24 protein-coding genes are annotated in these 25,819 nt (G+C 62.7%); 10 read left to right on the top strand and 14 right to left on the bottom strand.

Annotated elements, in window-relative coordinates; translation table 11 throughout:
- Positions 1-56: 56 nt before the first annotated feature.
- The 7 genes from HK439_RS06910 to gatC all read right to left on the bottom strand — a co-directional run bounded on the left by HK439_RS06910 (position 57) and on the right by gatC (position 7,687).
- On the bottom strand, positions 57-380 hold the full coding sequence (locus HK439_RS06910) for a hypothetical protein (protein WP_190290656.1): 324 nt from the start codon (positions 378-380) through the stop codon (positions 57-59).
- Positions 381-435: 55 nt separating this feature from the next.
- Positions 436-2,208, bottom strand: coding sequence for a glucans biosynthesis glucosyltransferase MdoH (gene mdoH / locus HK439_RS06905; RefSeq protein WP_190290655.1), 1,773 nt, complete (start codon positions 2,206-2,208; stop codon positions 436-438).
- A 1-nt stretch (position 2,209) separates the two neighbouring features.
- On the bottom strand, positions 2,210-2,527 hold the full coding sequence (locus tag HK439_RS06900; RefSeq protein ID WP_190290654.1) for a hypothetical protein: 318 nt from the start codon (positions 2,525-2,527) through the stop codon (positions 2,210-2,212).
- Positions 2,528-2,609: 82 nt separating this feature from the next.
- The gene (locus tag HK439_RS06895; protein ID WP_190290653.1) at positions 2,610-4,175 is read right to left on the bottom strand and encodes a glucan biosynthesis protein; all 1,566 of its coding nucleotides are present in this window, start codon (positions 4,173-4,175) and stop codon (positions 2,610-2,612) included.
- 335 nt (positions 4,176-4,510) lie between these two features.
- The gene (locus HK439_RS06890) at positions 4,511-5,629 is read right to left on the bottom strand and encodes an NAD(P)/FAD-dependent oxidoreductase (protein WP_190290652.1); all 1,119 of its coding nucleotides are present in this window, start codon (positions 5,627-5,629) and stop codon (positions 4,511-4,513) included.
- 228 nt (positions 5,630-5,857) lie between these two features.
- The gene (gene gatA, locus HK439_RS06885; RefSeq protein ID WP_190290651.1) at positions 5,858-7,333 is read right to left on the bottom strand and encodes an Asp-tRNA(Asn)/Glu-tRNA(Gln) amidotransferase subunit GatA; all 1,476 of its coding nucleotides are present in this window, start codon (positions 7,331-7,333) and stop codon (positions 5,858-5,860) included.
- Positions 7,334-7,399: 66 nt separating this feature from the next.
- Positions 7,400-7,687 carry an Asp-tRNA(Asn)/Glu-tRNA(Gln) amidotransferase subunit GatC gene (gene gatC, locus HK439_RS06880; RefSeq protein ID WP_190290650.1) on the bottom strand — a complete coding sequence of 96 codons (288 nt, stop codon included), beginning with the start codon at positions 7,685-7,687 and terminating at the stop codon, positions 7,400-7,402.
- 163 nt (positions 7,688-7,850) lie between these two features.
- Between gatC and HK439_RS06875 the strand changes: the two genes are divergently transcribed.
- From HK439_RS06875 to HK439_RS06865, 3 genes are all read left to right on the top strand, one after another.
- Positions 7,851-8,186, top strand: a complete 336-nt coding sequence (locus HK439_RS06875) for a darcynin family protein (RefSeq protein WP_190290649.1) — start codon at positions 7,851-7,853, stop codon at positions 8,184-8,186.
- The gene (locus tag HK439_RS06870; protein WP_190290648.1) at positions 8,167-8,766 is read left to right on the top strand and encodes a TetR/AcrR family transcriptional regulator; all 600 of its coding nucleotides are present in this window, start codon (positions 8,167-8,169) and stop codon (positions 8,764-8,766) included. Before HK439_RS06875 ends, HK439_RS06870 begins: the two co-directional genes overlap by 20 nt.
- Before the next feature lie 336 nt (positions 8,767-9,102).
- Positions 9,103-9,591: a YHS domain-containing (seleno)protein gene (locus HK439_RS06865; protein ID WP_190290647.1), complete on the top strand. Its 489-nt coding sequence runs from the start codon at positions 9,103-9,105 to the stop codon at positions 9,589-9,591.
- A gap of 95 nt (positions 9,592-9,686) precedes the next feature.
- On the opposite strand, the gene HK439_RS06860 is transcribed toward HK439_RS06865, so the two are convergent.
- Positions 9,687-10,244, bottom strand: coding sequence for a hypothetical protein (locus HK439_RS06860; RefSeq protein WP_190290646.1), 558 nt, complete (start codon positions 10,242-10,244; stop codon positions 9,687-9,689).
- 221 nt (positions 10,245-10,465) lie between these two features.
- Here HK439_RS06860 and HK439_RS06855 point away from each other — a divergent pair, with 221 nt between their 5' ends.
- The 4 genes from HK439_RS06855 (at position 10,466) to HK439_RS06840 (ending at position 12,976) form a co-directional block, all read left to right on the top strand.
- A complete protein-coding gene (locus HK439_RS06855) occupies positions 10,466-10,825 on the top strand; it encodes a hypothetical protein (RefSeq protein WP_190290645.1) in 360 nt (119 codons plus the stop codon).
- Positions 10,826-11,015: 190 nt separating this feature from the next.
- Entirely contained in the window at positions 11,016-11,507 is a 492-nt protein-coding gene (locus HK439_RS26825; RefSeq protein WP_235987649.1) for a hypothetical protein, read from the top strand.
- Between the two features lie 340 nt (positions 11,508-11,847).
- On the top strand, positions 11,848-12,267 hold the full coding sequence (locus HK439_RS06845; protein WP_328804118.1) for a PilZ domain-containing protein: 420 nt from the start codon (positions 11,848-11,850) through the stop codon (positions 12,265-12,267).
- 121 nt (positions 12,268-12,388) lie between these two features.
- On the top strand, positions 12,389-12,976 hold the full coding sequence (locus HK439_RS06840) for a YdeI/OmpD-associated family protein (RefSeq protein WP_190290643.1): 588 nt from the start codon (positions 12,389-12,391) through the stop codon (positions 12,974-12,976).
- A gap of 97 nt (positions 12,977-13,073) precedes the next feature.
- On the opposite strand, the gene HK439_RS06835 is transcribed toward HK439_RS06840, so the two are convergent.
- Positions 13,074-14,648, bottom strand: coding sequence for an ABC transporter substrate-binding protein (locus tag HK439_RS06835; protein WP_190290642.1), 1,575 nt, complete (start codon positions 14,646-14,648; stop codon positions 13,074-13,076).
- Between the two features lie 422 nt (positions 14,649-15,070).
- Here HK439_RS06835 and HK439_RS06830 point away from each other — a divergent pair, with 422 nt between their 5' ends.
- The gene (locus HK439_RS06830; RefSeq protein WP_190290641.1) at positions 15,071-16,528 is read left to right on the top strand and encodes a TrkH family potassium uptake protein; all 1,458 of its coding nucleotides are present in this window, start codon (positions 15,071-15,073) and stop codon (positions 16,526-16,528) included.
- A 106-nt stretch (positions 16,529-16,634) separates the two neighbouring features.
- Here the strand turns inward: HK439_RS06830 and HK439_RS06825 are convergent, their stop codons facing one another.
- From HK439_RS06825 to HK439_RS06810, 4 genes are all read right to left on the bottom strand, one after another.
- The gene (locus HK439_RS06825) at positions 16,635-17,342 is read right to left on the bottom strand and encodes a PH domain-containing protein (protein ID WP_190290640.1); all 708 of its coding nucleotides are present in this window, start codon (positions 17,340-17,342) and stop codon (positions 16,635-16,637) included.
- Positions 17,343-17,392: 50 nt separating this feature from the next.
- Positions 17,393-20,410 (bottom strand): DNRLRE domain-containing protein, encoded by a 3,018-nt coding sequence (locus tag HK439_RS06820; RefSeq protein ID WP_190290639.1) that lies wholly within the window; start codon positions 20,408-20,410, stop codon positions 17,393-17,395.
- Positions 20,407-21,447: a hypothetical protein gene (locus tag HK439_RS06815; protein ID WP_190290638.1), complete on the bottom strand. Its 1,041-nt coding sequence runs from the start codon at positions 21,445-21,447 to the stop codon at positions 20,407-20,409. Before HK439_RS06815 ends, HK439_RS06820 begins: the two co-directional genes overlap by 4 nt.
- Before the next feature lie 130 nt (positions 21,448-21,577).
- Complete coding sequence (locus tag HK439_RS06810; protein ID WP_190290637.1) at positions 21,578-22,282, bottom strand: hypothetical protein; 705 nt, start codon at positions 22,280-22,282, stop codon at positions 21,578-21,580.
- Between HK439_RS06810 and HK439_RS06805 the strand changes: the two genes are divergently transcribed.
- Both HK439_RS06805 and HK439_RS06800 read left to right on the top strand, forming a co-directional pair.
- Positions 22,268-23,476 carry a tetratricopeptide repeat protein gene (locus HK439_RS06805; RefSeq protein ID WP_190290636.1) on the top strand — a complete coding sequence of 403 codons (1,209 nt, stop codon included), beginning with the start codon at positions 22,268-22,270 and terminating at the stop codon, positions 23,474-23,476. The genes HK439_RS06810 and HK439_RS06805 overlap by 15 nt on opposite strands.
- Before the next feature lie 170 nt (positions 23,477-23,646).
- Complete coding sequence (locus tag HK439_RS06800) at positions 23,647-24,966, top strand: MFS transporter (RefSeq protein ID WP_209011606.1); 1,320 nt, start codon at positions 23,647-23,649, stop codon at positions 24,964-24,966.
- A 27-nt stretch (positions 24,967-24,993) separates the two neighbouring features.
- Here the strand turns inward: HK439_RS06800 and HK439_RS06795 are convergent, their stop codons facing one another.
- Positions 24,994-25,803: a GNAT family N-acetyltransferase gene (locus HK439_RS06795; protein ID WP_190290635.1), complete on the bottom strand. Its 810-nt coding sequence runs from the start codon at positions 25,801-25,803 to the stop codon at positions 24,994-24,996.
- Positions 25,804-25,819 lie beyond the last annotated feature (16 nt).

Genomic DNA, 25,819 nt, shown 5'->3' with positions numbered 1-25,819 from the left:
GCAGCTTTGCTGCGCTTGTCTGGAATGACGCTCTGTGGGGAAGGCGAAGGCGATATTCACCTCGGAAACCAGAACGGTGTGTCGACACCTTTGGCGTACAGCGCCTCGAATTCTTCCCGGCTAATTGCCTGAAGATGCTCGCCGTAGAAATCATCGTCGAGCGAGCTGTCTAAAAGCGAGTCAAAATGACGGCCATCTTGGGGCTGATCGATCTCGACACTGTTGCGCGTAATCTTCCCGCCTGGAAACACTTCTACCATTCTGGTCACCGCGTCTCCGGCTTTATCGACCTCGTAAAAGAACCATTCCGGTTGTCCCTCCGGAACTTCTTCTTCAGGCCATCGAGCCCGGTAGTAAGTCAGACTGACCGCTTCACTCATTAAGCTAATATAAGCGAGAACTCCGAACAGGAGAAAGCGCTCGTCCGCTTCCGCTCTAGGCCCCGCTCTCCATCGCCAGCCGCATGTCCCGGATCAGCCGCACCCGCTCCACCTCGTAAGGTGTCAGCAGCAGTCCGGCCTTGCGGCTCAGCCGGCCGATCGCCGGCAGCGCGGTGACGTAAAGCAGACCCGGTGCCAGAACGAGGGGCACGGAGACCGGGGCGAGCCACCAGAACAGGTCCGGCGTCATTTCCCAGGCGAAGATGAGGGCGGCGGCGCCGGCGAGCGCCATCCACCACGTGGCCCTGAGGCAGGCGATGAAGGGCAGCGAGCCGTCGTCGCGGTCGGCTGCGGGCCAGCCGGAGTCGCCGCCGGTCAGGACCTGGAACACGGACCGGCTCTGGAACATCATGTGCACCGGCGCCAGCACCGAGGTCATCAAAAGCTCCAGCACGACGCTGGCAACGAGGCGGAATGCGCCGCCGTAGCGGCGGGCCTCGCCTTTGAGAAGCGCGCGGACAAGCAGCATCGCCTTGGGCAGGATCAGCAGTGCGCCGACACCGAAGAGAAGCGCCAGCGCCACCGTGGTTTCGGGATGGGGAAAGACGGGAAACAGCGACCGGCCGTCGAAATAGACCGGCTTGGGCGCAAACAGGGGAGCCGCAAGACTTGCCACCAGGAACAGGAGCCACACCGGCGAGGACAGATAGGCAAAAACCCCCTGGACGATGGCGATCCGGCTCCAGGCCTTGAGCCGCGGCGCGCCGAGCACCCGCGTGTGCTGCAGGTTGCCCTGGCACCAGCGCCGGTCGCGCTTGGCATAGTCGATCAGGTTCGCCGGTCCCTCCTCGAACGAACCCTGCAGGTCCGGATCGACCCGCACCTGCCAGCCGTCGCGGGCGAGAAGCGCCGCCTCGATGGTGTCGTGGCTGAGGATATGCCCGCCGAAAGGCGGTTTGCCCTCAAGCGCGGCCATACCGCAGGACTGGGCAAAGGCGCGCATGCGGATCAGCGCATTGTGGCCCCAGAACGGGCCTTCGGCCCCCTGGAGCGCGGCCACGCCGCGGGTAAAGACGGGCGAAAAGAAGCCGGCGGAGAACTGCAGCATGCGGCCGAACAGGCTCGTCAGACCGATCATCTGCGGCAGGGTCTGCAGCAGCCCCAGACCCGGGGCGGCCTCCATCCGGCGGACCATTTCCACGATCGTTTCGCCATCCATCAGGCTGTCGGCGTCGAGCACCAGCATGAAGTCGTAGGCGCCGCCCGAGGTGCGGATGAAATCGGCGATATTGCCCGCCTTGCGGCCCGTGTTCTTTTCCCGGTGGCGATAGTAGAGCCGCCCGCCCGCCTGCAGGCGGAGGAGACTGCGCTGCCAGGCTAGCCGTTCGGCCTCGGCGATTGCCGCATTGGTCGTGTCCGACAGCACGTGAAAATCGAACAAGGACAGGTATCCGGTGCGCTCCAGCGAGCGGAACATGGCCTCGATACGCGCGAAAACGGCTGATGTGTTTTCGTTATAGACGGGGATCAGAACCGCCGTCTTCGACCATGGCCCGTCATCGTTTCGGGGCATGGGCGGCGGGTCGAACAACACGCCCAGGAGGGCGGTACAGGCACCCCAGGCGAGCCAGAAGCCGGAAACGGCGATCAGGAAAATCCGGACCACGTCGACCCAGTCGAACCCGTCCGCCTGGGCGACGGTGCCGAACATGGAGGCCGCTCCGACAGTAAGACCGGCCGCCAGCAGAAACGCCCCGATCCGCCTGACCGAAACTCCGAACCGATTCCGATTGTTTTCCGGCAAATTCAGGACCGATGTCCGGGCCATGTCAGCGTTTTCTCAAGGGAAGCGGAAGCAGGGCCGGACGCTTCTTCCAGAAGGCAAACGCGGCGCGGCCGGCTTTTTCCGGGACGAGCTCGTGTTCAGGCATGGCTATCGGGTGGCGCGGCTGGGGCAGCGCCAGACAGGAAACGGCAAGACGCAGATCCGCGTCGTCGCCCGGCCGGGCAAGCAGGCCTTCGACACTGGTGTCGAGGCCAAGTTGCGCCGCCGCTGCCTCCAGGCAGGCGATCAGGTCTGCGTCGTCCAGGTCCGGCCGGTCCAGCCGGTTTCGAATGTCATTAAGATGCAGTCTGGCGTCGGTCATATCCATTGCTCCCCTGCTTGAACGCCTGCCGGATCGGAAAGTTCCGGGGCGGCGCGCATCCGCGGCGGCGTTCAGGCCGGCCTCAAGCCGTCTTGGTCCACTGGTACAGCCAGGTTTCCGTTACAGCCTTGCCGTCGTGCTTCAACGTCAGCGCCAGTTCCACCGGATTGCCGCTGTCGTCCTGCTTGACGTCGAAGATCTGCCGCCACACGCCGTTATCCAGAGTTGCAAGCTGATGTGCCATCAATGTGGCATTGTTCACCCTGAGATCCGCCTCCAGCTTCGCCTCGCTGCCCAGCTTGACGAGCGGCCCGCCGGCAAACTCCACGGCGAACTTGCGCTTGCGCGGATCGGGTTCCGAGGCCGCCGTCCCGCCCTGGCCGGTGCGCGTGGTGCGCACCTGGGCGAGCCCGGTGCCCGGTTCCGGCTGGCTGCCCCAGTGCATCCGGTAGCGGAATCGGTGTTCGGAACCGGCTTCGGCCTTTTTCTCAGGCACCCAGAAGGCCACGATGTTGTCGTGGATTTCCTTGTCGGACGGGATCTCCGCCAGCATGATCGCGCCCTTGCCCCAGTCTCCGATGGGTTCGATCCACAACGACGGCCGCTTCTCGTAATGGGCTTCCGTGTCCTGGTAGCTGTCGAAATGCCTGTCCCGCTGGATCAGGCCGAAGCCCTTGGGGCTGTCCTCGCTGAAGAAGGAGAGCGCCAGGTTCTCCGGATTGCGCAAAGGCCGCCACAGGCGCTCGCCGTCCTTGCGCAGGGTGAGCAAGCCGTCGCTGTCGTGCACTTCGGGCCGGTAGTCGTCGAAGCCCGTGCGGTCGTTTTCGCCGTAAAGATACATGGAGGTCAGCGGCGCGACGCCGAGGCGTTCCACGTCGCCGCGCAGGTAGATGTTGGCGTCCACATCCACTTCCGTATTGATGCCGGGCGTGATGGTGAAGGCATAGGCGCCGGTCACCCGCGGGCTTTCCAGCTCCGCCCAGATCCGCATCCGGTTCTGCCCCGGTATCGGGCGCTCCAGATAGAAGCGGGTGAAATTCGGAAACTCCTCCTCGCGCCCCGCCGCGGTATCGACCGCAAGCCCCCGGGCGGACAGGCCGTAGAGATTGTCCTTGCCCAGCGCGCGGAAGTAGCTGGCGCCCAGGAAGGTGATCAGTTCATCCCGGTAGTCCGGCCGGTTCAGCGGATAATGCAGGCGGAAGCCGGCGATGCCCGGCAGCTCCAGCCCGGTGAATTCTTCGGCCTTCAGCGGCGGGCGGTATTCGAAATCGGCGCCGGTAAAATGCAGCGGCCAGGAGCGGTCGCCGATCACCTCGTGCAGGTCCACCGGATGCTTGAACAGCCAGCCGGGGTGAAAGGCCTGCAACTCGAAATTCGACCCGCCATCCTTCCAAAGGGCATGGTCAGGCCGGAAGCGAATCGCCCGGTGCTGATCGTAGGTCAGGTTGGCGAGTTTTTCCGGCAGGTCGCCTGCGGGCTCCTCATAAGGCGTCTTCGCCTTCTCCCGCATCTTCGCCTTCAGGCTGTCGAAAGAAAAATCCTCTGCCTCACCGGCGGCATTCGCGCCGGAAACGAGGGCTACAGGAAGGCCGCATGCGCAGCCCAATCCGAGAGACGCATTGAGAAGAAACGTCCGCCTGTCAATCACTTAGAGACCCCACGCTTGCAGAGACGGTGCAGTGCAATACTACTTCCGCAATAAAAAGCAAGCTATGCGGCAACATTAAGAAAACACTTGGCCAATCCCGCGACAGAGGAGGCCGCGGAAACCGCCGGTTTTTATTGTCTGCCCCCTCAGTGAGCCTCGCTCATCGCGGCGGAATTGTGGCGGGGAGCGGGAAAGGACTGGGTCGCCATAGTTCCCTCTCCCATTGGGAGAGGGTTAGGGTGAGGGGTTACAAAGCCGGTGGGATACGGAGAGATTAACCCCCTCACCCGGAGCTTCGCTCCGACCTCTCCCAATGGGAGAGGTAATTGTTGGCCTCAGCCCAACCGCTTCGCCACAAGCTCGCCGATGGCCAGAGACGAGGTCAGCCCCGGCGACTCGATGCCGTAGAGCGCCACGAGACCGGCCATGCCATGCGCCTCCGGACCGTCGATGCGGAAATCCGGCGCGGGTTCGCCGGGCCCGTGGATCTTCGGCCGGATCCCGGAATAGTCGGCCTCCAGCGCGCCGTCCTCAAGGCCCGGCCAATACTGGCGGATGGCGTCGTAGAAGACATCCGCGCGCGCCGGATCGACCCGGTAATCGATCTCTTCGACCCATTCCATGTCCGGACCGAAGCGCACCCGGCCCTGCAGATCGAGGGTCACATGCACCCCGAGTGCGCCGGTTTTCGTCATCGGCACCGGATAGATCAGACGCGAGAACGGTGCCTTGCCGTTGAGCTTGAAATAGCTGCCCTTGGCCAGATACCCCTTCGGAGGATCGGCTTGCGGAAAGGCGGTCATCAGCTCTGGTGAGCCACGGCCCGCGGAGACGATCAGCTCCTTGGAGGTGATGGTGTAGCCGTCCTCGCCTTCGCCATCCCCTTTACCCACTATGGTCACGGAGAATGCGCCGTCAGCCGTTCGGCCGATAGACCCGACCGCCGTGTTCAGAACCACCTGGCCGCCGTGGGCTTCCAGCTCGCCCTGCAGCGCCAGCATGTAACCGTGACTGTCGATGATGCCGGTCGACGGCGACAGCAGCGCGCCCTCGCAGGCAAGTTCAGGCTCCAGCTCCCGCGCCTCGTCCGCCGTCAGCCGCACGAGATCATCGACCCCGTTCGCCTCCGCCCGCTGGCGGATCTCTTCCAGCTTGTCCGCCTGCTCCACATCCGTGGCGACGATCAGCTTGCCTGTGCGCTTGTGCGCCACGCCGTGGCTGGAACAAAAGGCATAAAGCAGGTGCTTGCCGTGCACACAGCAGCGCGCCTTCAGGCTGTCCTTGGCGTAATATATGCCTGCATGGATGACCTCGGAATTGCGCGAACTGGTCTCCGACCCGATCAGCCCGTGCCGCTCCAGCACCATGACCTCACGCCCCGAAACCGCCAGCGCCCGCGCAATCGCCAGCCCGACGGCGCCGGCCCCGATGACGATGGTTTCAACGTCGGTCATTACCATGCCTTTCTGACAGTCTGTACGACCTACTCCAAGGTTCCCTCTCCCATTGGGAGAGGGCTAGGGTGAGGGGTTACAAAGCTTGAAGGGTAAGGAGAGTTTGCAACCCCTCACCCGGACCTTCGGTCCGACCTCTCCCGATGGGAGAGGTTGTTGAGATCGTGCCATATTCCTGGCGCATGCATTCCGTCTGAAACGGAAATGACACTGCGCGGATACAGCCCCCTACTTCCACCAGGTCTCCGCTTCGAACGACCCGGCAGCCTCCTCGATGACCGAGCCCACCTGGAACAGGGTCGCCTCGTCGAAGGGCTTGCCGATGAGCTGGAGGCCGAGCGGCAGGCCGGACTTGTTGAGGCCGGCGGGGATTGAGATGCCCGGCAGACCGGCCATGTTGACCGTCACGGTGAAGATGTCGTTCAGGTACATGGTCACCGGATCGGTGATCTCGCCCGGCGCGAAAGCCGCGTCCGGCGTGGTCGGCGTCAGGATGGCGTCGACGCCGTTTTCCCAGGCGAGGTCGAAGTCGCGCTTGATCAGGGTGCGCACCTTCTGCGCCTTCAGGTAATAGGCGTCGTAATAGCCGGCCGACAGCACGTAGGTGCCGATCAGGATGCGCCGCTGCACCTCTGCGCCGAAGCCTTCCGCGCGGGTGTTTTCATACATCTCCACAATGTCCTTGCCCGGCACGCGCAGGCCGTAGCGCACGCCGTCGTAGCGGGCGAGGTTGGAGGACGCTTCGGCAGGCGCGACGATATAATAGGCCGGCAGGGCGTATTTGGTGTGCGGCAGGGAGATGTCGACGATCTCCGCGCCCGCATCCTTCAGCCACTGGATGCCTTTCTGCCACAGCTCCTCGATCTCCGCCGGCATGCCGTCGACCCGGTATTCCTTCGGAATGCCGATCTTCAGGGCCTTTACCGACTTGCCGATGGAAGCTTCATAGTCCGGCACGTCGATTTCGACCGACGTGGTGTCCTTGGCATCCACCGAGGCCATGGACTTCAGGAGGATGGCGCTGTCGCGCACGGTGTGGGCAATCGGTCCGGCCTGGTCGAGGGACGATGCAAAGGCGACGATGCCCCAGCGCGAGCAGCGGCCGTAGGTCGGCTTGATGCCGACGGTACCGGTCAAGGCGGCCGGCTGGCGGATCGAGCCGCCGGTGTCGGTGGCCGTTGCGCCCATGCACAGGCGTGCGGCAACGGCCGCCGCCGAACCGCCGGAAGAGCCGCCCGGCACCAGGGCCGCGTTGGAGCCTTCCTTGCGCCAGGGGTTGACCACGTTGCCGTAATAGGAGGTCTCGTTGGACGAGCCCATGGCGAACTCGTCCATGTTGAGCTTGCCCAGCATCACCGCGCCGTCGGCCCAAAGGTTCGAGGTCACGGTGGATTCGTAGACCGGCTTGAAGCCGTCAAGAATGTGGCTGCAGGCCTGGGTGTGCACGCCCTTGGTGGCGAACAGGTCCTTGATGCCGAGCGGAATGCCTTCCAGCGCCCCACCCTCGCCCTTGGCGAGTTTCTCGTCAGAGGCTTTCGCCATCTCGCGCGCCTTGTCGGCAGTCACCGCCACATAGGCGTTGAGCGACGGGTTCGCCGCCTCGATGTTGGTGAGGAACGCCTCGGTCAGTTCGCTCGAGGTGTAGTCCTTGTTCTTCAGCCCCTCACGGGCCTCGGCGATGGTCAGTTTGGTCAGGTCGGTCATGCGAATATCTTTGATTGGGCCTGAAGCGGCCTTGAACAGAAAACGGAAGTGAGCGCGCGGTCGTCCTTACTCGACGACTTTTGGCACCATGAAGAAATTGTCTTCCGAGGCCGGCGCGTTGGCGGTGATGTCGGCTGCATAACCGCCGTCGGTCACCCCGTCCTGGCGCTTCTTCATGGTCTGCTCGACCACGGAGGTCATCGGCTCCACGCCGTCGATGTTCACCTCGTCGAGCTGCTCCACGAAGCCGAGGATGGCGTTCAGTTCACCGGTCATGCGCTCCGCATCCGCATCGCTCACCTTGATCCGGGCGAGCCGCGCGACCTTTTTCACCGTTTGGGTATCGACGGACATGTCGTCTCCGTTCCTGTTGGGATATCTGAAATCCAGTTCCGGCGGCGCGCCGGAGTTGAGCCCTGTTTTCCCGAAAAATCCTCGACCGGCAAGGGCTGGACTTGCTTTCAGCGCAAAATATCCGATATTACGGTACCAATAGTAACCGTAATTGAGGTTTCCGATGTCAAACCCGCTTCCCATGATGGCCATCGTCTATCTCGCCATCGAACCTGCCTGGCTCGCCCTCACCCGCCCGGAACGGCGCGAATACGCCGCGGAAATCGGCGCCATTGTCGACAGGCACGCTGACGTTTCCTTCGAGTGGTTCGACGCCGATGCGCTGTCCGGAAAACACTCCGACTTCGCCGTCTGCCGCTTCACCGACATGCGCACCTATCACCATCTTTGGGAGGAACTGAGGGACACTGTCATCTTCAGCAAGCCCTTCGCCCGGATCACCGACGTCTCGCTCGGCATCGAAAACGGCTTCGTCGACTATGAAGAATCCATCGCCTGAAACCGCAACCGAAGCGGGCCGGCCGCAGGAGGTTCGGGTCACCCGCGCCCTGCTTGAATCAGCCTTGCAGGAACTGAGCGTAAGCGGTTACGAGGCCACGACGATTGCCCGTTTGGCGGCCAGGGCGAAGACCAGCAAGCAGGCGGTCTACCGGCGCTGGGCCGACAAGCCGGCGCTGATCGCAGATGCCATCCGCCACGCGCTCGCCGAGGCCAATCCCGCCCCGCCCCAGCGCGGTAGCGTCGCACAGGACCTGCGCGTCTGCCTGGGCAACACCGTCTCCGCCCTGCAGGACACGCCGCTCGGCGACGCCATCCGCGCGCTCGTGCCTCTGCGCAAGCATCCGGAACTGGACGCGGTGTTGACAGAAGCGGAAGACGCACGGCGGCTGATCCTGCGCCAGATCTTCATCGCCACCCCCTTCGAGGCCCATATGGAAACCCGGATCGATCTCCTCCTCGGGCTGATCTATTTCAAGCTCCACATCCGCGGGCAAAGGGTAACGGACACCGACATCGAAACCGCCATCCAGCTCGTTCTCGGCCTCACCCCGCCTCGCGCGCCTGTGCCGGTTCCGTGAACACTCTTGATTGGCAATTTGCCTCCACGGATTGCATCTCTGGACAAGCAATCGCGGTTGATTACGGGCCGTTTGGTTGGGAGCGATGACGATGGAAGGACGGGGCCAGCCCCATCCACCGTTGTCATCCCTGCGAAGGCAGGGATCCAGTAATCTGTGTCCTCCCGGCTCAAGCACCCGGCCTCTCGGAGTACTGGATCCCGGGTCTCACTGACGTTCGCCCGGGATGACATCTGAGGATGTGGCCTAGCCCTGCCAGTCAGGCCCAAATCAACCACTTGGGGTGTAACCGACGGCGGCACCGTTTCCGCCGGCAGTTCAGGGAGAGACAGCAACATGTTCCATTCATTGAAGGCAGGCCTGGGCGCCTTGGCCCTGTCGCTTACGGTGCTCGCCACCGCAGTCAGCGCAGACGAAATCACCACCTATGTCGATCATGGCGCTGCCATCGGCGGCACCGATCCGGTCGCCTATTTCACCGAAGGCAAGCCGGTCAAGGGCTCCGACGAATTCACCGCCACCTATGACGGCGTCACCTGGAAATTCGCCTCCGCGCACAACCGGGATCTCTTCGCCGCAGATCCGGCGAAATACGCCCCCCAATACGGCGGTTTCTGTGCCTTCGGCGCCAGCAAGGGTTTCAAGATACCGGTCATTCCCGAAGCCTGGAAGATCGTCGACGGCAAGCTTTACCTGAACAACAGCAAGGCCGTGCAGAAGCGCTTCGAGGCGGAAACGGACGAAATCATCCACGATGCCACCCTCAACTGGGAAATCATCAAGGACAAGAAGCCGGAAGACCTGAAGGAACCGATCATCCGCTAGGACATCCGGAAACCGCGTTCGTGCCCCCGTCTCCCGCCGCACCATCTGCGATGGAGACGGGGGCACTTTGCATAGCAAACTGGGAAAGATCCCGATCACGCGGAAATAAACAGCCAGAGCGGCAACAGGGACGTCAGGGAGACCGCGAACCAGAGCAGCGCGCTCACGGCCATGGCCCGCAGCCGGCACCCGGACACCCTGCCCGCGAACCAGCCGTAGACGGCACCGCTGAGCCCGCCGAAAAGCGGCAGCAGGCCCGGCCCACCCAGATTGATCACCAGCCCGATACCGCACCCCCAGACGAGCGTGGACAGAAGACTGCCCGCCCACCCGGCGACCGGCCGCCGCTGCAGGACGACAAGGTGGACCAGCGCAACAAGCACACCGCCCGCCAGCCCGCATTCGCCCCAGAACAGCACCCCCGACGGGTCGACACCGTAGATGAAGGCAGCAGGCGAAGAACCTGCCGACGGGCTGAACGCGATCCCCGGAAGATGGAGCCCGCGCATCAGCGCACCGCGGTGGAGGATTTCGGCGAATAGGACACTTCCGGCCAGACCGCCGCCCAGCCAGCCGGCAACCCAGATACCGATAACTTCCAGAACAGACCGGCGCACGCTGCCGTTACGCCCTCTGGCATTGGCGGTTTTCATGACGAAGCCCCTCGATCATGGCCGTCTCCCGATCTCCGTCTTGCCGGACACCGTCAACTTCGCCATGTTTCCCCATCCCCTGCGATATCCGCCAGCCTGCCCTAACGCATTGCTTCAAATCAAGGTTTGAGGCACCTTTCCGGTGAATCCGGGACGTGGCGAAAGACCGGACTGAACATGACAAATGCTGCAGAGATAACGGCTGCGCCAGGAGGCGATGGATGGCGAAGACGTATCAGGTAGTCGGGAAAAGGTTCGAAGCGTTGATCGGTGAGCCCTGGGACTTTGAAGCCGAGGCCGGCGGGAATGTTCTGACCGGAACCATCACGGGCGCCGGCGACGTTGATGGACGCCCGACCCTCTTCGCCGATTGCAACGGCTTCCTGTCGGGTGCCGAAACAATAAACACGGTCGCGATGCGCCCCAGATACAAAGAGGATTTTGGCGATAAGGACCGCATCACGGTGTGTTTCTACTTCCTGAAAGACGGGTCCCGGATATCTCCGGACAATTTTCCGGAATGGGAAACGGGACGGCTTGACGGGCTGATCGGCTCCATCACGCTTCGGGAAAACGGCTGAAGGCGAAACGGACAAAACCGGAGGTATCGCCGGGCAAAACATTTTCTTTTGTCCGCCCCGCTTTACGATGGACCGAAACCCGTCCACCCTGCCGAAACGCTCGCATTTTTCTTTCCCGCCCAGCCAAGCTATAACGTTTCAGGGCTGGCATCGATTGGAACCCGGCCCGCCGCAACGCCATGAGGTCGCCATGACGTTTTCATTCATCGGGGTTCTGCTGCTTGTCCTTTCGGTCCCGCTCTGGACCTGCCGCCTTGTCCTGTACCTGGGGCTGACCCCGCGAAGCAGGGGCGTCCTGAGGCGGGTGCGCCGTCACGGCGAAAGCGCAATCCGCTTTGCGGTCCGAACCTTCGCGGTTACGATCGTGGCCTTCGGCATCATCTTCACCCTGCTCATTCTCTTTCGCTTCCTGAAATACGGCGATACGCACATCAGCAGCCTGAGCGATATCTTCCGCAACCGGCTTTATGTCGGCCACGGAGCGATCGACAGCCATGTGGACACGCTGGTCTACGACCAGGCCCTGCCGGTCGGATTGATCGTTTTCTGCCTTGTATTCAGCTCCGGTCTCGCACTCGTCGTGTCCGCGCTGCGCGACCTTTTCCTGATCCGGAAACTGAAGCGGCGGATTGCCAGGCTGGAGCGGGCGAAAAAGCGGCAGGATGCGCGGAAGGCCGGTTAGGTCGTAACCTCATGCGATTTCGGTCTCGTTCATGACTTTACGACCTGGAGACCCGAGGCGAGTTGCCGGCAATTAACCCGCACTTCATGGTTGTTCCTGTAATATTTTACAGGGATGTCGTGGAGGGTAAGGCGTTGCAGGAATTGATGGATGCGGGGTCGCGGACGGACGCCGCCCCGGCGCTGGTCGTCGATCTGGACAGGCTGTCGTGCATCGAGGCAAAGGTCTACGGGCTGACCGAAAAAGGCTGCACGGTCGTTTGCGATGAGACCCACCTGCTCAAGGAGGAAATCGGTCTTCGTCTGAAGGACGTCAAGACGATGCTGCGTGGAAGGGTCGTATCCCATTCGGGAAACCGGGCGCAGGTGTTGTTCTCCTCCGAAACGGGCGAAAAGGGCGAACCGGTCGAAAGCGCAGGGAAGCCCGGCGCCGGGTCCTCATCACCGCCGTGGTATGCAGCCGCCTCGGACGGGAAACCTTGCGGTGCCACATCGTCGATGCCAGCAAATCCGGCTGCCGGCTGGAGAGCGACCAGTTCGACAAGCTGCCCGACGAAATCGAAATCTCGATCCCGAAACTGGACATGCCGCTTGTCGGGACCATCGTCTGGCGCTCCGGCGAGCATGCCGGCGTCAGCCTGAACTGGCCCTTTTCCGAAAATCCTGAGTCTAAATCCCCGAACAAGCGCATGAAGCCGGAGGAAGAAGACGCCGCAAGGGCGCGCAGACGTGCAAGAGGCGGCGCATTCGGCGTCCGCTGAGGCGGGGATCAACACTTTCGCTGCATTTCAGGCAAGGCGGCTTCGCCCGGATGCCCCCACCCGTGGACCGATACCGGAAGTTGCGCAAGACTCGCTCCGAACAAGATCGAGGGAGTAAAGAATGAGCGACGTGAATGCGAAGGCGGAGGCCTTCTTTGCCGAAGCGAATAGGTGGCAGGCCGAACTGAAGGCGCTCAGGGACATCCTGCGGGACTGCCCGGTGACCGAAGACTTCAAGTGGCGCTCGCCCTGCTACACGTTTGAGGGCAGGAACGTCGCCACCATCTGGGGTCTTAAGGACGCCTGCGCCCTCTCCTTCTTCAAAGGCGTCTTGCTGAAGGATCCGCAAGGTATCCTCACTGCCCCGGGAGAGAACTCCCGCTCGGTACGGATGATCAGGTTCACCAGTCTCGCCGAGATCACGTTAAAGGAAGCTATCCTGAAGGACTATATCCAAGAGGCTGTCGAGGCGGAGAAGGCCGGCCTGAAGGTGGACCTGCCGAAAGACGATCTTTCCTATCCTGAAGAACTTCTGGAACGACTGGAAAGCGATCCGGCCTTGCAGACCGCCTTCGAGGCCCTCACCCCAGGCCGCAGGCGCGGCTACGCGCTTCACATCTCCGGCGCCAAACAATCCGCCACCCGGCACGCCCGGATCGACAAGCACGCGCCGCGCATCCTTGCCGGCAAGGGCCTGCACGACCGGTAAAACCGGACCGCGCTGACATAAACCGTGAAGGCCGCGGGATCGGCGGATCCCGCAGCCTGTCTGTGCCGGCAATTACCCGTCAATCGCGGTCAGGCGATCAGGCGAACCACCAGCGTTCGATCGCCCGGAACCCGTCCAGGGTCCAGTTCGCACCGACGGTTTCCGGGTGCGCGATCTTGTTGGTGTGCGCCATCACGTAGCTTGCGAACATCGGGATGACCGTGCCGCCATCGGTGCGCACCAGGTCCTGCATCTCGCGATACATGGCCCGGCGCTTGTCATCGTCCAGTTCCGAACGCGCTTCGACGAGAAGTTCGTTGAAACGGTCGTTGTCCCAGAAGGTGTCGTTCCAGGCCGCGCCCTTGGCATAGGCGACGGTGAACATCCAGTCCTCCGTCGGCCGGCCGCCCCAGTAGACCGCGCAGAACGGCTTCTTCATCCACACGTCCGACCAGTAGCCGTCATTCGGCTCGCGCACGGGCTTGATGTTGATGCCGGCGTCCTTGGCGCTGTTGGAATAAAGGACGGCCGCATCGACCGCACCGGCGAAGGCCGCATCAGCGGCAGACAGGGACACGTCGAGCGAGTCCAGTCCGGCCTGCTTCAGATAGTATTTCGCCTTGTCCGGATCGTAGCTGGTCTGCTCCAGATCGGCCGCATAGTAGCGGTTCGACCGGCCGATCGGATGATCGTTGCCGACCTCGCCGTAACCGAACAGGATCTTGTCGACCAGTTCCTGCCGGTTGACCCCGTATTTCAGGGCCCGTCGGACATTGTTGTCGTTGAAGGGTGCCGCGCGGGTATCCATCGCGAAGGTGTAGTGCTGGGTGCCCGTCGTCTGCAGAATGGTGACGTTCGGCGCGCGGGCCATCAGGCCGGCGGTCTTCAGATCCACCTGGTCGATGACGTCCACATTGCCCGTCATCAGGGCCGACTGGCGCGCCGCCGGATCGAGAATGGTCAGCATCTGGACGGCGTCGAAATGCGCCCGGTCGCTCTTCCAGTAGTTGGGGTGCCGGACCATTTCCGCGATGACGCCCGGCTTGTAGTTGGTGACCTTGTAAGGCCCGCAGCCGATCGCACTGGTGGGATCGATCTTGCCGTCCTTGGACGGCAGGATCGCGAGATGGTAGTCGCTCGCAACGAACGGGAAGTCCGCATTGCCGGCTTCCAGCGTGATGACGACGTTCTTGCCGTCGGCCTTCATGTCCGTGATCTGCTTGACGAAGGGCTTGGCGGCCGATGTGCTCTTTTCGCCGCGATGGAAATCGATCGAGGCAATCACGTCTTCCGGCGTAACCGTACCGCCGTCGTGATACTCGACCCCGTCGCGGATCTTGAATGTCCAGACCTTGGCATCGGGCGTCGCATCCCAGCTTTCCGCCACTTCGCCGACCAGCGAACCGTCGGCGGCAACCTCGACCAGATAGCCGTTGCGCGCCGTCGCGAACACCTGGGCATAGCCGTTGTCCCAGGTTCCGGGATTATAGGTGTCGTTGGTATTGCCGTGCGCCATGCCGATTTTAAGGGTCCCGCCCTTCTTCGGCGCGGCCAGGGCGTTTCCGGCCCCCAGGGGCCCGACCAGCGCAGCCGCGCCAAGAGCCGTCGCGCCCTGCAGAACGCGGCGCCGGGAAATCCCGAGTTGAGTGATTGGTTGACGAAAATCGCGCATTTTTATCCTCCGTTTCTGGTTCCGCCGCCCTCTGGAACAGACGCCGGGGGGGTGATCCGAATCCGGGAAGAAATTGCGGAGCGCCAATGGGGTTCCAAACGCTTCAGATCAACCGTTTCTTGTATTTGTGACGGATCTGTCTCGACCTGATTGAACGGAGGACGCTCAACTTCCCTGCTTGACGGTATCAATAACATGCTCTCGGTTAATTGATCAATCAATCAATGAAAAGGCACCAAATGAGCATTTCCGTCCCCGGTCTGATCGGCGGATGGACGTCACCCGATACGGCGTGAACCGTCCGCCGACCGGCAGCCGGATGGTTTTGCCCGATTGCCGGACCTTCTTTTTTCCTCTATTCAGGTCTGACGACATCCTGTCCGGCGGCGCAAGGGGCGCTGCCCGCAGTCCGATATTCAATCATGACATTCGACCGCCTGCGCTTCGTTCTGTTCCTGAACGGCATCTTCCTCTGCCCCCTGGCCGCCCTGATGCTCATTCCGGCCATGGTCGACCTCGCCGATGGCAACACCGCCGATACGATCAATTTCCTGATCTCCGCCGCCGTCACCGGAACCACAGGGCTGCTGCTTTATATCGCCTTCCGGCGGGACAATTTCGACGCCTCGGACCGGCGTGCGGGCTTCATGATCACGGTCAGCGCCTGGGTCTTCATCGGCTTGTTCGGCGCGCTCCCGCTATTAGGCGGCAGCAAGCATATCGGCATCACCGATTCCCTGTTCGAATCCGTCTCAGCGCTCACCACCACGGGCGCGACGGTGCTGTCCGGCCTCGACGTCATGCCGCGCGGCCTGCTCCTGTGGCGCTCACTGCTGCAGTGGTTCGGCGGCATCGGCATCATCGTCATGGCGATGATCTTCCTGCCGGCCCTGCGCGTCGGCGGCATGCAGCTGTTCCAGATGGAATCCTCCGATATCTACGGCAAGCCCTTCCCCAAGATGCGGCATCTGCTGCTGGCGATCCTGGTGGTCTACGTCAACCTGACGCTTGCCTGCGCCATTGGCCTGGTCTTCGCCGGCATGCCCACTTTCGACGCCCTGAACCACGCGATGACCACCATCGCCACCGGCGGCCTGTCGACGAAGGACGCCTCCATCGCCTATTACCAGTCCCTGCCGATCGAGATCGTGACCGAGGTCTTCATGATCGCTGGCGCGCTGCCGCTTGCCTCCTACGCGGTCTTCCTGGTCAACCGGGGTCGCAAGGTGCTGATCGACCAGCAGGTGAAGGGCTTCCTGGTCGTTCTGGCCGCGGCGATCGCCATGTGCACCGCCTGGAATATTTCCCAGGGCATGCTGCCGCGCGAAGCCCTGCGCCTGTCCGCCTTCAACGTGACCTCGATCCTCACCGACACCGGCTTCGCCACGGCGGACTTTTCCGCCTGGGGCGGCTTTGCCGTCGGCCTGTTCTTCATGCTTTACCTGATCGGCGGCTGTGCCGGCTCGACGGCGGGCGCGATCAAGATCTTCCGCTGGCAGGTGCTGTTCCTCTCCATCCGCCGCAGCCTTGCGCAGATGCTCTATCCGAACGCGGTGATCGCGGTCCATTACGAAGGCAAAAGCCTGGACGAGGAAGTCACGACCAACGTGCGCAACTTCTTCTTCCTTTATATGATCACCCTGTTCGCGCTCTCCATGGTGCTGATGGCGACCGGCCTCGACTTCCTCTCCGCCACCTCCTCCATCGCCCAGGCCATGGCCAACGCCGGCCCGGGTCTCGGCCCCCTCGTCGGTCCCGGCACCAATTTCGAGGCGGTTCCCGCGGCCACCAAATGGATCGTCATGGCCGCCATGATCCTCGGCCGCCTGGAATTGCTCACCTTCTACGTCATGCTGCTGCCGGCCTTCTGGAAGCGGTAGATGGAAGGGGACTGGCGCCCTTGCCGGTGTCTCCGGAGCGGCCGGGCGCAATGACAATTAGCGCGGACCATGAGGTAATCAATTTCAGGGATTGCCTGCGCGATCTTTATAACCAGGCGGCTTCGATATCGGCGAGATCCTGCTGCAGGTCCTTTGGCGCGTGGTCCTTGAGCGCGGACAGGATAAGCCTGCGATCCCTGGCCAGGCCCGGTTGATAAACGGATACCGTCCTGCCGTCGCCTGCGATTACCTGGAGATTGGTTCGAAGATGCCGGGGGACCGCCATACCCGCTCGCGAGACGGGAACGTATTGGCTATCGGCCCGAAACCCCTCGATCTCGTTCCAGCCGAACGTCTCCACACCGAAAGGCCCGGTCACAACCACGCCGTCGCTGTCGACAGCCACACTCTGACTGCCGCTCTGCGCGACAAACCATGCCAGGATCAGGGCCGACGGCACGAACATGAAGGCAATCACGTCGGAGGCCAGCGGATCGGCAACCATTGCCCGGGGACCGCCCAGCCGTTCGGAAAACCCGTCGACAATGAAGAACATCGCGGTTGCGGCTGCGATGATGCAAACCATGTCTGTCGCCATGATCGACCAGGCAGGATTGGTCCTGATGCCATGTACCGGTGCACCGCCGGCCGTTCGAAGCAGGTAGGCTGCCGCCAGCAGCCCGGTTGCGGCGATCAGGAAGACAACGCCGGTCTCCCACCCCCCGGCGGGCACCTGAAAGAAAAGCCATACGGCGGCTCCGCCGGCAAAACCGGCGATCAGATAGGCCAGAAACCTGTAGAGTAGATTTCGCACGTCGCCTCTTCCGCTTTATTCAAAGGCCTTCATTGCGGCGGGAAACCGGCTCAGCCGGCAAAAAACAGCCTTTCCGGAAGCTCGTACCGGTCGACCCAGCCGTACCAGTACACATCGGTCGGTCCGATCACATGATCGACGACGGTCCATCTGCCGTTTTGTTTTCTCAGAAGAACCATGACGACGTCGCTCATGATATCGGCCCGCCAGGATTCCGCGAAAGGCGTGCGGTTCCAGTCCAGCGGGCCTCCGTCCGGCTGATGGGGAACTGCCTGAAGATAGGCCCACTGACCATCGGTCCTGAGCACGTCGACCACGAAAATCACCGGTTGCCCGAGGTCGTGCGTAACGGGAATGCGGGCCGCATCCATGATGTCGCTGCGCTCTTGGGAGCCGCGGGGCGGCGTAAAATACGCCCCGGCACCTTGCGGCGGTTCCACCCAGGACGACTGCGGCGGCATGGGTACTTGTGGTGGTTGGGACACCTCCGGCATCGGAGGTGCGACCGGTTGCGAACCGCCCCAGGCCGTACCGGCCGGCGGTTGCCCGAACCGGATGTCGGCGAGCAGTCCGGAACCCTGGCCCAGGTCTTCGGCGACAACCGCGATGGTATTCGCCCCGGCATGTAAATAGGGCGCGATATCGATCACCTCGGCGGTATTCCAGACCGAGAGCTGGGCCCCGCCATCGGCCCCGACAAACGTGCCGTTGACGTAGGCGGCATAATTGTTGTCGGCGGTGATGCGTAATTGCGCGAAGACCGGCCGGTCGGCCAAAACAAAGGTCTTGCGGAAAGCGACCCGGTCGGGATCGCCGGCCTGCCAGACCCACTGGGCACCGGTGTCCTGCATGTTTGCGATGCTGCCCGGCGCCGCCGGGCTGTTCGGCCAGCCCGCCTGCGCGGCCTGCCAGCCGCTGTCATCGAAGGAAGGCAGCATCCATTCGCTGCCGGGAGGAGGCGTGTCCGTTACCTTCCAGCTCGCGTCGCTGTTGATCCGGTCTCCGTCCGCGACCGGCACAGGCGCCTGTGCACCCGGCGCCGGAGCGGCGATCTGCGCACCGCCCGCCGCCTGTCCGCCGTTTTTACTCAAACGGGTGAGCTTGTTTTTCGCAAGCGGTGCAAACACGCCATTCGGCCATTGATCGAGATAGGCTTGGAAGTCCGCCGGATCGGTCGAGTTCGCGATCGATTGCCAGAAGGTCAGCTCGATGGCCTGAGCACCGGGCGCGCCGCTCCCTGCCGAGCCTCCCGGTCCGGCACTTCCCTGTGCGGTTTGTTGCGGCTGCGTTCCGGCAGTTGGGGGTGGCGGAGCAGTGGTGGCGGCGCCTTGCGGCGCTGTCGGCTGCGCTGCGGAGAACCGGAAATCATCCGCATTGATGTGTCCCCAGCCGCCCGACGCATTGTCGACCAGACGGATCTGTCCGGTCTGCCCCACCCATGGCGCCAGATCCCATTTGACCCGGTGCATGGTTTCATTGTTGCTGCCGGAGACCGACTGGACCGCCTGTCCGTTGACGAGCAATTCGACCCGTGTTTGCGGCGATGCGCCGCCGCCGACGAGAAACGACAGGTCCCCTGGCGGGATCGTGAACATGCCGGACGTCAACGTTCCCACGGGGCGGTCGCCCTGAATCGTACCGGGCTTTTCGCCCGGACGGCCCTGATATTTTTCGTAGCCGCCGATCCAGTAGTCGCCCTGATGGTTCGACGGCTGCCCGCGCCGGCGCGCCGTCGGGTTGTCGCCCCGCGTCGGCTGGAAATCGAAGGCTGTGCCCGTCCTGCTCCAACCGGACAGATCGCCGGTCTCGAAATTCCAGGTGATTGCGCCGCCGCCGGGCACGTTTCCTGCCTGGGTGCCGGCCAAGACCTGCTGGCCGCCGCCTCCCGGCGCCATGTCCAAAACCAGTTGGGGGCGTTTGTCCGCCTCGCGGTTCTCGCGCGAATAAAAGCCGAACATGGCCTCCGGGCTGCGCGCATCCGGTCTGCCGAGCGGCCGCAGCATCAAGCCGTGATTGGGCAGACCCGAGGCCCAGGCCTTGACCAGGTCGGTGACATCCACGGTGATCCATTGCCCCGGAACCGCGACCGAACTGAAACTGATGATCGCCCGCGGGTCAAACCCGGGCTGGTGCAGCCATGTGGTTTCGCCAGGCTGCGCCGGTGTGGCGGGCTTGTAGGTTCCCCGGCCTTCGGTCCAGGGTTCGGTGACCCTGTAAATGCCGAGCGGTTTCGCCCCGTTTCCCGCGGTATGATAATGGTAAAGTCTGAGCTTTGCCGAGCGAACCTTGTTCAGATCCACCTTCGAAAGGTCGAACCTGAGAAAGGCGCGCTTCTCGCCTCCGGTCGGATTCCAGCCCGCGCCCAGTACCTCGTATTTGCCCCAGTTGGCGGCATTCCAGCCCTGCCAGGCGTAGGCATAGACATGGGTGTCCGCGCTTGCCGGCAGGGTAATCACCTGTCCTGCCCCCTGCCCCGGAACTTGGCCCTGACCTTGGCCGCCAGATTGGCCGGGTCCAGATTGGCCGGCACCAGCCTGCGCGTTTCCCGACTGTCCGGCCTGCCCACCCGCTGCGGCACCGCCGCCTGCCGGCTTTGGCCCCGGTTTTGTCGATGGCGCCAGTCCCTCGAATTCCCATGAGGCAAGATAGGCCTGCGTCTCGATCCGGTCGTTGAGGTAGGCCGTGATCTTGGCTGTCGGCACCTTGACGTAAACCAGCGGCGCAGCCGCCGAATAAACGCTCAACTCCACCCTTTGCGTCCATGGCGCGGCGGCTCCGGCAGCGGAGATCAGCATTCCCATCTTGCCGATAATCATCGCGTCGTCATCTTTGCCGACATTGACCGCAACACGCGCCCGCGTGGCATCGAGCAGGACCTCGACCTTGTCGATTTTGAGCTCATCTGTGATGTAGCCGAAGAGAAGCTCTTGCGTTTCGGCAATATCGGGCGCCCCGGAGGACTGCGCGCGTGCAAGCATGGGAAACGCCGCCAGAACGCTCGTCGCGACCACAAAGGCCGCCAGAATCCGCTTTATGCGGGAAGCCCCGGTTTGTCTGTTGATCCTCATTTGGACAACTCCCCCTGGGCACTTTCTCTCAGCCGCTTGGCATAGGAAAAGAAGCCGTTTCCGCTTTTCAGCGCATTCTTGACGACCTTCGCCTTGGGCTGGACGAACGGCAGCGGTTTCCCGGTCAGCCGCTTCCATGTGGTATTCGCATTTTCAAACGCCTGGGCCGTTGCCGTAGCGGGTGATGTCGACAGGTCGATGAGCAGGGACAGCGCATTGATATTGTCCCGGCCCGCCTTGTGGTTCTTTCGCCACTGGTCGAGATTGGGCGTGCCCTGCTCGCCGACCTTGTTGAATTCGATATCCTTCTTGATGGCATTGAGCTTGCTCGCCGCATTCCAGAACGACACCTTCCAGTCGGTTTCCGTCGGCAACTGCTTCTTGACATCCGGCGGCACGGTACCGCCGGTCGCAGTTTGTCCGGGAACCTTGTAATATTCCGGCGGCGCAAGGCCTTTGGTAAGCCGGCGCCGCACCTCGATGTTGAAAATGCGGACCGGCTGGGATCCCTTCGCATTGACCTTGAGATCGAAGCTGAAATAGCCGTTGCCATCGGTCGTAGCCGTCATGCGCCGGACCGATTTTCCGTTGTGCACCAGGTGAATTCGAATGGTCTGGTTGCGCGCAAAAGAAGAGTAAAACAGGCTTTCCCAGAAAGCGGACCCACGCACGCGCGCGACCTTGAAAGAGGGAAACCCCGGTCCGAACACCAGCACGCGGCGCGCCTTGTAGACCCCGGTTGCCGGCATGTAGAGGACAATGGCGACCGAATTGGTCTCCGGCGTGGTCGGAGATGACTTTCCCTTGCTGCCCATGGCCTTGTCGATATCGTATTTCGGCGGGTAGCTCGGACCACCTTGAGCGGGCGGCTTTTCCTTGGGCGCCGGCTGGCTTTGGGCGATCACAAAAGGAGGCACAACGGGGACCGACCTCTCCGGGGTTTGCGCTCCGGCACCCTGGGCTCCGGCGATGCTGGCCCACCCCATCAGAACAAGGACGACCGCGGCCAGCTTCCACAACGCTCGATGCTTTCCCATGCTCCCGGCCTCCCGCTCGCCGTATTCACGTCTCCGGATCGATGCCACCGTCCAACTTCCGTAGCGGTACGGCATTGAGGGATATCAAAAGTAAGAAAGGGCCATTGCCGGGGTTAGGCCATTTCCGGGGTTAGGCCGTTGCCGTGACTTCAGGGGCTTTCTGCGTTAATCTTTCCACCACTGGCCTGCGATCCAAGGGGGTGCGTTGGAACGTCAACTGGCAGCACTGTTTGTGGCTGATGCAGTTAGCTTCAGCCGGCGGATGGAAGAAAACGAGGCGGCCGCGTTGCAGGCCATCGGCCGGTCGCGTCAGATTATCGACGCCCATATTGATCTCAATGGCGGCCATATTATCCAGACCGCCGGTGACAGCGTCATCGCGCGATTTCCAGGCGCTGTCGCCGCCGTAAAGGCCGCTCTGTCCATTCAGCAGGACCTCGCCGAAAGCGAAGCGGATGTTTTTGCGTTCCGCATCGGACTTCATTTCGGAGATGTGACCGTTACCGGGAACGATGTCCTCGGCGACGGCTTGAATATAGCGGCACGCCTCGAGCCATTGGCTCCCCCGGGCGGAATATGTATTTCCGGCGTCGTCGCCGACCAGGTTGTCGGGAAGGTCGACGGCCGGTTTACGCAGGTCGGTCGACGCAAGTTGAAAAACATCAACAGAACGGTCGACATCTATTGCTGGCCGGAAAAGGCGGCCGGCAACATGCGCAGACGAACCCTGTTGCGTCGCGCGGCCTATTTTGGCGGTGCCGGTGCACTGGCCGCCGCGATTGCAAGCTTCGTTTTTCTCAGCCGCGATGCTCCACCCGCAATGCCGACCGGGCAACGCATTGCCGTCGTTCCGTTCGAGGAAGTCGGCACACCGGACGAAGAAGCTTATTTCGCGAAAGGCCTGAGCCGCGACATCAACGCATTTCTTTCCGAGTTTTCGAACCTCTTCGTCTTCGCGCCGAGCACCACGGCCGCCCTGCAAAACCGGGACTGCCCGAGCGTGCGTTCGGAACTCGATGTCGATTTCATCCTCTCCGGCACCGTCCAGCGGGCAGGCAACCAGCTTCGGGTCACGACCACCTTCACGAATGCCCGCGACTGCCGCCAGCTCAATGCGCCGGGACCCTTTGACCGCGATCTGTCGGCACACAGTGTTCTGGATGTGCAGCTGGAAATCGCGCGAAAGGTGGTGGCGGAAATCGGGTCTGCCGACGCGCCTATCTTCGATGCGGCCATTATCAGCCAGGTGGAGGCAAAGGGCCCCGACAAATTATCGGCCTACGAATGTGTTTTGCTTTCCTATTGGTTTTACGAAAATTTCGCTCCCGACCGGCACCGCAAGGCCCGCGATTGTCTCAAGAATGCCGTCAAATCCGATCCGGATTATTCGCTGGCCTGGTCACGCCTGGCATTCGCCTATATCGAGTCGAAAAAATACGCGATCGACCCGACCGATGACTGGGCCGAAAAATCCCTGGCAGCCGCGCGAAGGGCGATCGACCTGGATCCGAAGAATCCCGACGCCTATTACGCGCTGGCAATCCGAAGTCAGATCGTCGGCGAAGACCGGACTGTCTTCAGGAATTATGCGCGCAAGGCCATCGAACTGAATCCGAACGACTCATTTGTATTGGCCGATCTGGGAACCTGGATGGCCTACTCGGGCGAATGGGAAACGGGCAAGGAATGGGTAACCCGCGCCAAGAAGCTCAATCCCAAACACCAGAGCTGGTGGGACTTCATCTGGCAGCTTCATGCGTTCCTCCAGGGAGACTACGCAGCCTCCATAGACTATGCGCAGATCGTGAATCTGCCCGGCAATTACATGGTGCAGGCGACACTTGCGGCCGCCTATGCCATGAACGGTGATCAGAAAAAGGCCGCGGAAACACTCGCCAGGGTCCTGGAACTCAAGCCCGGATTTGCCGACGATCCTCAGCAGCCTTATCGGGCACGCGGAATGCCCGATGAACTGATCGACGGCCTCATGGAAGGTCTGCGCAAGGCCGGTCTGAAAATCGAGGCCTGACCCGTTCCGCCCCCCCAATCAGTCATGTCGCCGTTCTTCCGATCAGAGCCTCGCGAGCCTCGCGTGTGTCTGCAAGGCGGGCCGCTCGACGCCCAGTCCCAGCTATGTTCCGCCTGCCCCACCTCTCCCACCCGGTTGCGGCGAACGTTCGGGAAGCGTTAGAACGGGGGATGACCGCCACGGCAGACACAGCTTCGTTGACACCGCCGGACCAGCCCGAGGCGCCGGAGCTTCGCCACCGGATCATGGCCGGGTTCATCGGCAATGTGGTGGAATGGTATGACTTCGCCCTCTACGGCTATCTCGCCGGCGTCATCGCCCCGGTCTTCTTTCCCTCAAACGACCCGACCGCCGGGCTGATCGCCACCTACGGCATCTTCGCCGCCGGGTTCCTGATGCGCCCGCTCGGGGCCGCCATGTTCGGCTGGTTCGGCGATCGCTACGGACGGGCGCGCACCATGCAGATATCGGTGGCGATGATGGCCCTGCCGACACTGCTTCTGGGCGTGCTGCCGACCTATGACACGGCCGGCATACTGGCCCCGATCCTTCTGGTTCTGGTGCGGCTCCTGCAGGGCCTGTCGGTGGGCGGCGAGTTTTCGTCCTCGGCAACCTATCTGGTGGAAACAGCTCCGCAGAACAAACGCGGCCTGACCGGAAGCTGGGCGAATATCGGATCGATGACAGGCTCGCTTCTGGGGGTCGGCGCGGCGGCGCTGGTCACCAATATCTTCGATGCCGACACCCTTGCGGCATGGGCGTGGCGCCTGCCTTTCCTGGGTGGTGCACTGCTCGGAACCACGGCCATCCTGATGCGCCGCAACCTGCACATGTCCGAGCGATTCCGGCTGCATCACGAAGGCCGCGAGGACACCTCGCCCCTGCTTGAAGCCTTTACCACCAACCGGCATGAAACCCTGCTGGCCCTCGTCTTCGCCGCCAGCTACGGCACCTGTTTCTACATCGCCTTCGTCTACCTGCCGGAGTGGCTCTCCAGCCAGGGCCTGATGGATCGCGGCCCGGCGCTTGCGATCAACACGGCGATGACCGTTCTGGTGATCCCGGCCATGCCGCTGTTCGCCATTGTCGGCGACCGCTGGCTGCCGCGCCGGATCTGGATCGGCCTCGCCCTTTTCGTGCTCGGCCTATCCGCGTGGCCGCTCTACGAATGGATGGAGCTCTCGAACGGATCGCTGACCTCGGTGATCGCCGTCCACGCCTTCACCTTCGCGCTGCTGTCGGTTCCGCTCGGCTCCGGACCGGCGCTCTTTGCCGAAATATTTCCCGAACGCGACCGCCTTTCGGGCTATTCGGTAGCGTTCAACATCGGGGTCGGCGTGTTCGGAGGCCTGACGCCGATGATCGCCACCAGCCTGATCGCGGCAACCGGCGCGGCCCTGGCGCCCGCCTTCTACATGGCGGCCGCAGGCGGGCTCGCGACCATTGCACTCGCCCTGACGCCCGACCGCAGCCGATCCCCCTTGCGCTGAGCGAGGCCGTACCGGCACCGCAGGCGATCACTTGGTCACGCTCTTGCGGCCGAGCGTCTGGGGGTCGACACAGACGGCGTAGGTCCAGTCGGTATCAGTCACGCCGAGCCGGTTGCACAGCGACGCCGAAGAAGCATTGTCCTGGCGCACGCCGGTCATGAAACCCCGCGCGCCTTCCCGCTCCCACATATGGACGATGGCCTGTGCCCCGAGAATGAGGGCGATCTTCTGCCCGCGCCGGTCCGGCCGTGTGGCCAGCATGCCCCAGAAGACCGTCTTCGCGTGCGGACCACCGGCCGGGTGCATGAAGATCGACGTGGCAACGGCGACCGGTTTGCCGTCGGCGTCCGTGGCGACAAGGCAGAGCCCCCGCCCCTGTTTCCCCCTGAGGTAGGCCGCGGGTACCGGCATCACCCCGCAGGATTCCATCAGGGTGACCGCATCTTTTACAAAACTTCCGGGCGTTGCCTCGTCCAGCCTCTGCACGGTGAGGTCCGATGGCAGGCTGGTGTCCGAAAGGACAGCCTTTGCCGCGACATAGGCCGTTTCGTCACCGAAGAAATGCTCGTGCCGGTCGGTCGACAACCCGGCGCTTTCAAGCTCGGAGAACAAGGCCGGCACGTCACGCTTTGGGAAGAAATAGCACGGACTGCCGCCCTGAAGACGGGCCAGCGCACCCAACACCTCGGCCGTATTCTCGACCGGCTGGCTCAGCCCGACCAGCCGTCCATAAAAGGCGAAGCGCGGATCGTCCCTGAGCAACGACCAAAGCGCGGCGCTCCGTTTCATCGCCGCCACACTTTCAGGACTTCCGTAATATTCCGCGTCGTTGCTCATCGACAAAGTCTCCACG

This window comes from Roseibium aggregatum (genome assembly GCF_014692675.1).
Lineage (GTDB): Bacteria > Pseudomonadota > Alphaproteobacteria > Rhizobiales > Stappiaceae > Roseibium > Roseibium aggregatum_C.
Note: the sequence above shows the minus strand (reverse complement) of the source record. Positions and strands in the feature narration are given on the sequence as shown.

Excerpts from the sequence above, each read along its gene's own strand:
- HK439_RS06890 (WP_190290652.1), bottom strand. The coding sequence starts at position 5,629 with ATGACCGACGTTGAAACCATCGTCATCGGGGCCGGCGCCGTCGGGCTG.
- HK439_RS06855 (WP_190290645.1), top strand. The coding sequence starts at position 10,466 with ATGGCGAAGACGTATCAGGTAGTCGGGAAAAGGTTCGAAGCGTTGATC.
- HK439_RS06795 (WP_190290635.1), bottom strand. The coding sequence starts at position 25,803 with ATGAGCAACGACGCGGAATATTACGGAAGTCCTGAAAGTGTGGCGGCG.
- HK439_RS06815 (WP_190290638.1), bottom strand. The coding sequence starts at position 21,447 with ATGGGAAAGCATCGAGCGTTGTGGAAGCTGGCCGCGGTCGTCCTTGTT.
- HK439_RS06800 (WP_209011606.1), top strand. The coding sequence starts at position 23,647 with ATGACCGCCACGGCAGACACAGCTTCGTTGACACCGCCGGACCAGCCC.
- HK439_RS06840 (WP_190290643.1), top strand. The coding sequence starts at position 12,389 with ATGAGCGACGTGAATGCGAAGGCGGAGGCCTTCTTTGCCGAAGCGAAT.
- HK439_RS06835 (WP_190290642.1), bottom strand. The coding sequence starts at position 14,648 with ATGCGCGATTTTCGTCAACCAATCACTCAACTCGGGATTTCCCGGCGC.
- HK439_RS06860 (WP_190290646.1), bottom strand. The coding sequence starts at position 10,244 with ATGAAAACCGCCAATGCCAGAGGGCGTAACGGCAGCGTGCGCCGGTCT.
- gatC (WP_190290650.1), bottom strand. The coding sequence starts at position 7,687 with ATGTCCGTCGATACCCAAACGGTGAAAAAGGTCGCGCGGCTCGCCCGG.
- HK439_RS06875 (WP_190290649.1), top strand. The coding sequence starts at position 7,851 with ATGTCAAACCCGCTTCCCATGATGGCCATCGTCTATCTCGCCATCGAA.
- HK439_RS06870 (WP_190290648.1), top strand. The coding sequence starts at position 8,167 with ATGAAGAATCCATCGCCTGAAACCGCAACCGAAGCGGGCCGGCCGCAG.
- HK439_RS06900 (WP_190290654.1), bottom strand. The coding sequence starts at position 2,527 with ATGACCGACGCCAGACTGCATCTTAATGACATTCGAAACCGGCTGGAC.
- HK439_RS26825 (WP_235987649.1), top strand. The coding sequence starts at position 11,016 with ATGACGTTTTCATTCATCGGGGTTCTGCTGCTTGTCCTTTCGGTCCCG.
- HK439_RS06865 (WP_190290647.1), top strand. The coding sequence starts at position 9,103 with ATGTTCCATTCATTGAAGGCAGGCCTGGGCGCCTTGGCCCTGTCGCTT.
- HK439_RS06805 (WP_190290636.1), top strand. The coding sequence starts at position 22,268 with ATGCCGACCGGGCAACGCATTGCCGTCGTTCCGTTCGAGGAAGTCGGC.
- gatA (WP_190290651.1), bottom strand. The coding sequence starts at position 7,333 with ATGACCGACCTGACCAAACTGACCATCGCCGAGGCCCGTGAGGGGCTG.
- HK439_RS06830 (WP_190290641.1), top strand. The coding sequence starts at position 15,071 with ATGACATTCGACCGCCTGCGCTTCGTTCTGTTCCTGAACGGCATCTTC.
- mdoH (WP_190290655.1), bottom strand. The coding sequence starts at position 2,208 with ATGGCCCGGACATCGGTCCTGAATTTGCCGGAAAACAATCGGAATCGG.
- HK439_RS06820 (WP_190290639.1), bottom strand. The coding sequence starts at position 20,410 with ATGAGGATCAACAGACAAACCGGGGCTTCCCGCATAAAGCGGATTCTG.
- HK439_RS06910 (WP_190290656.1), bottom strand. The coding sequence starts at position 380 with ATGAGTGAAGCGGTCAGTCTGACTTACTACCGGGCTCGATGGCCTGAA.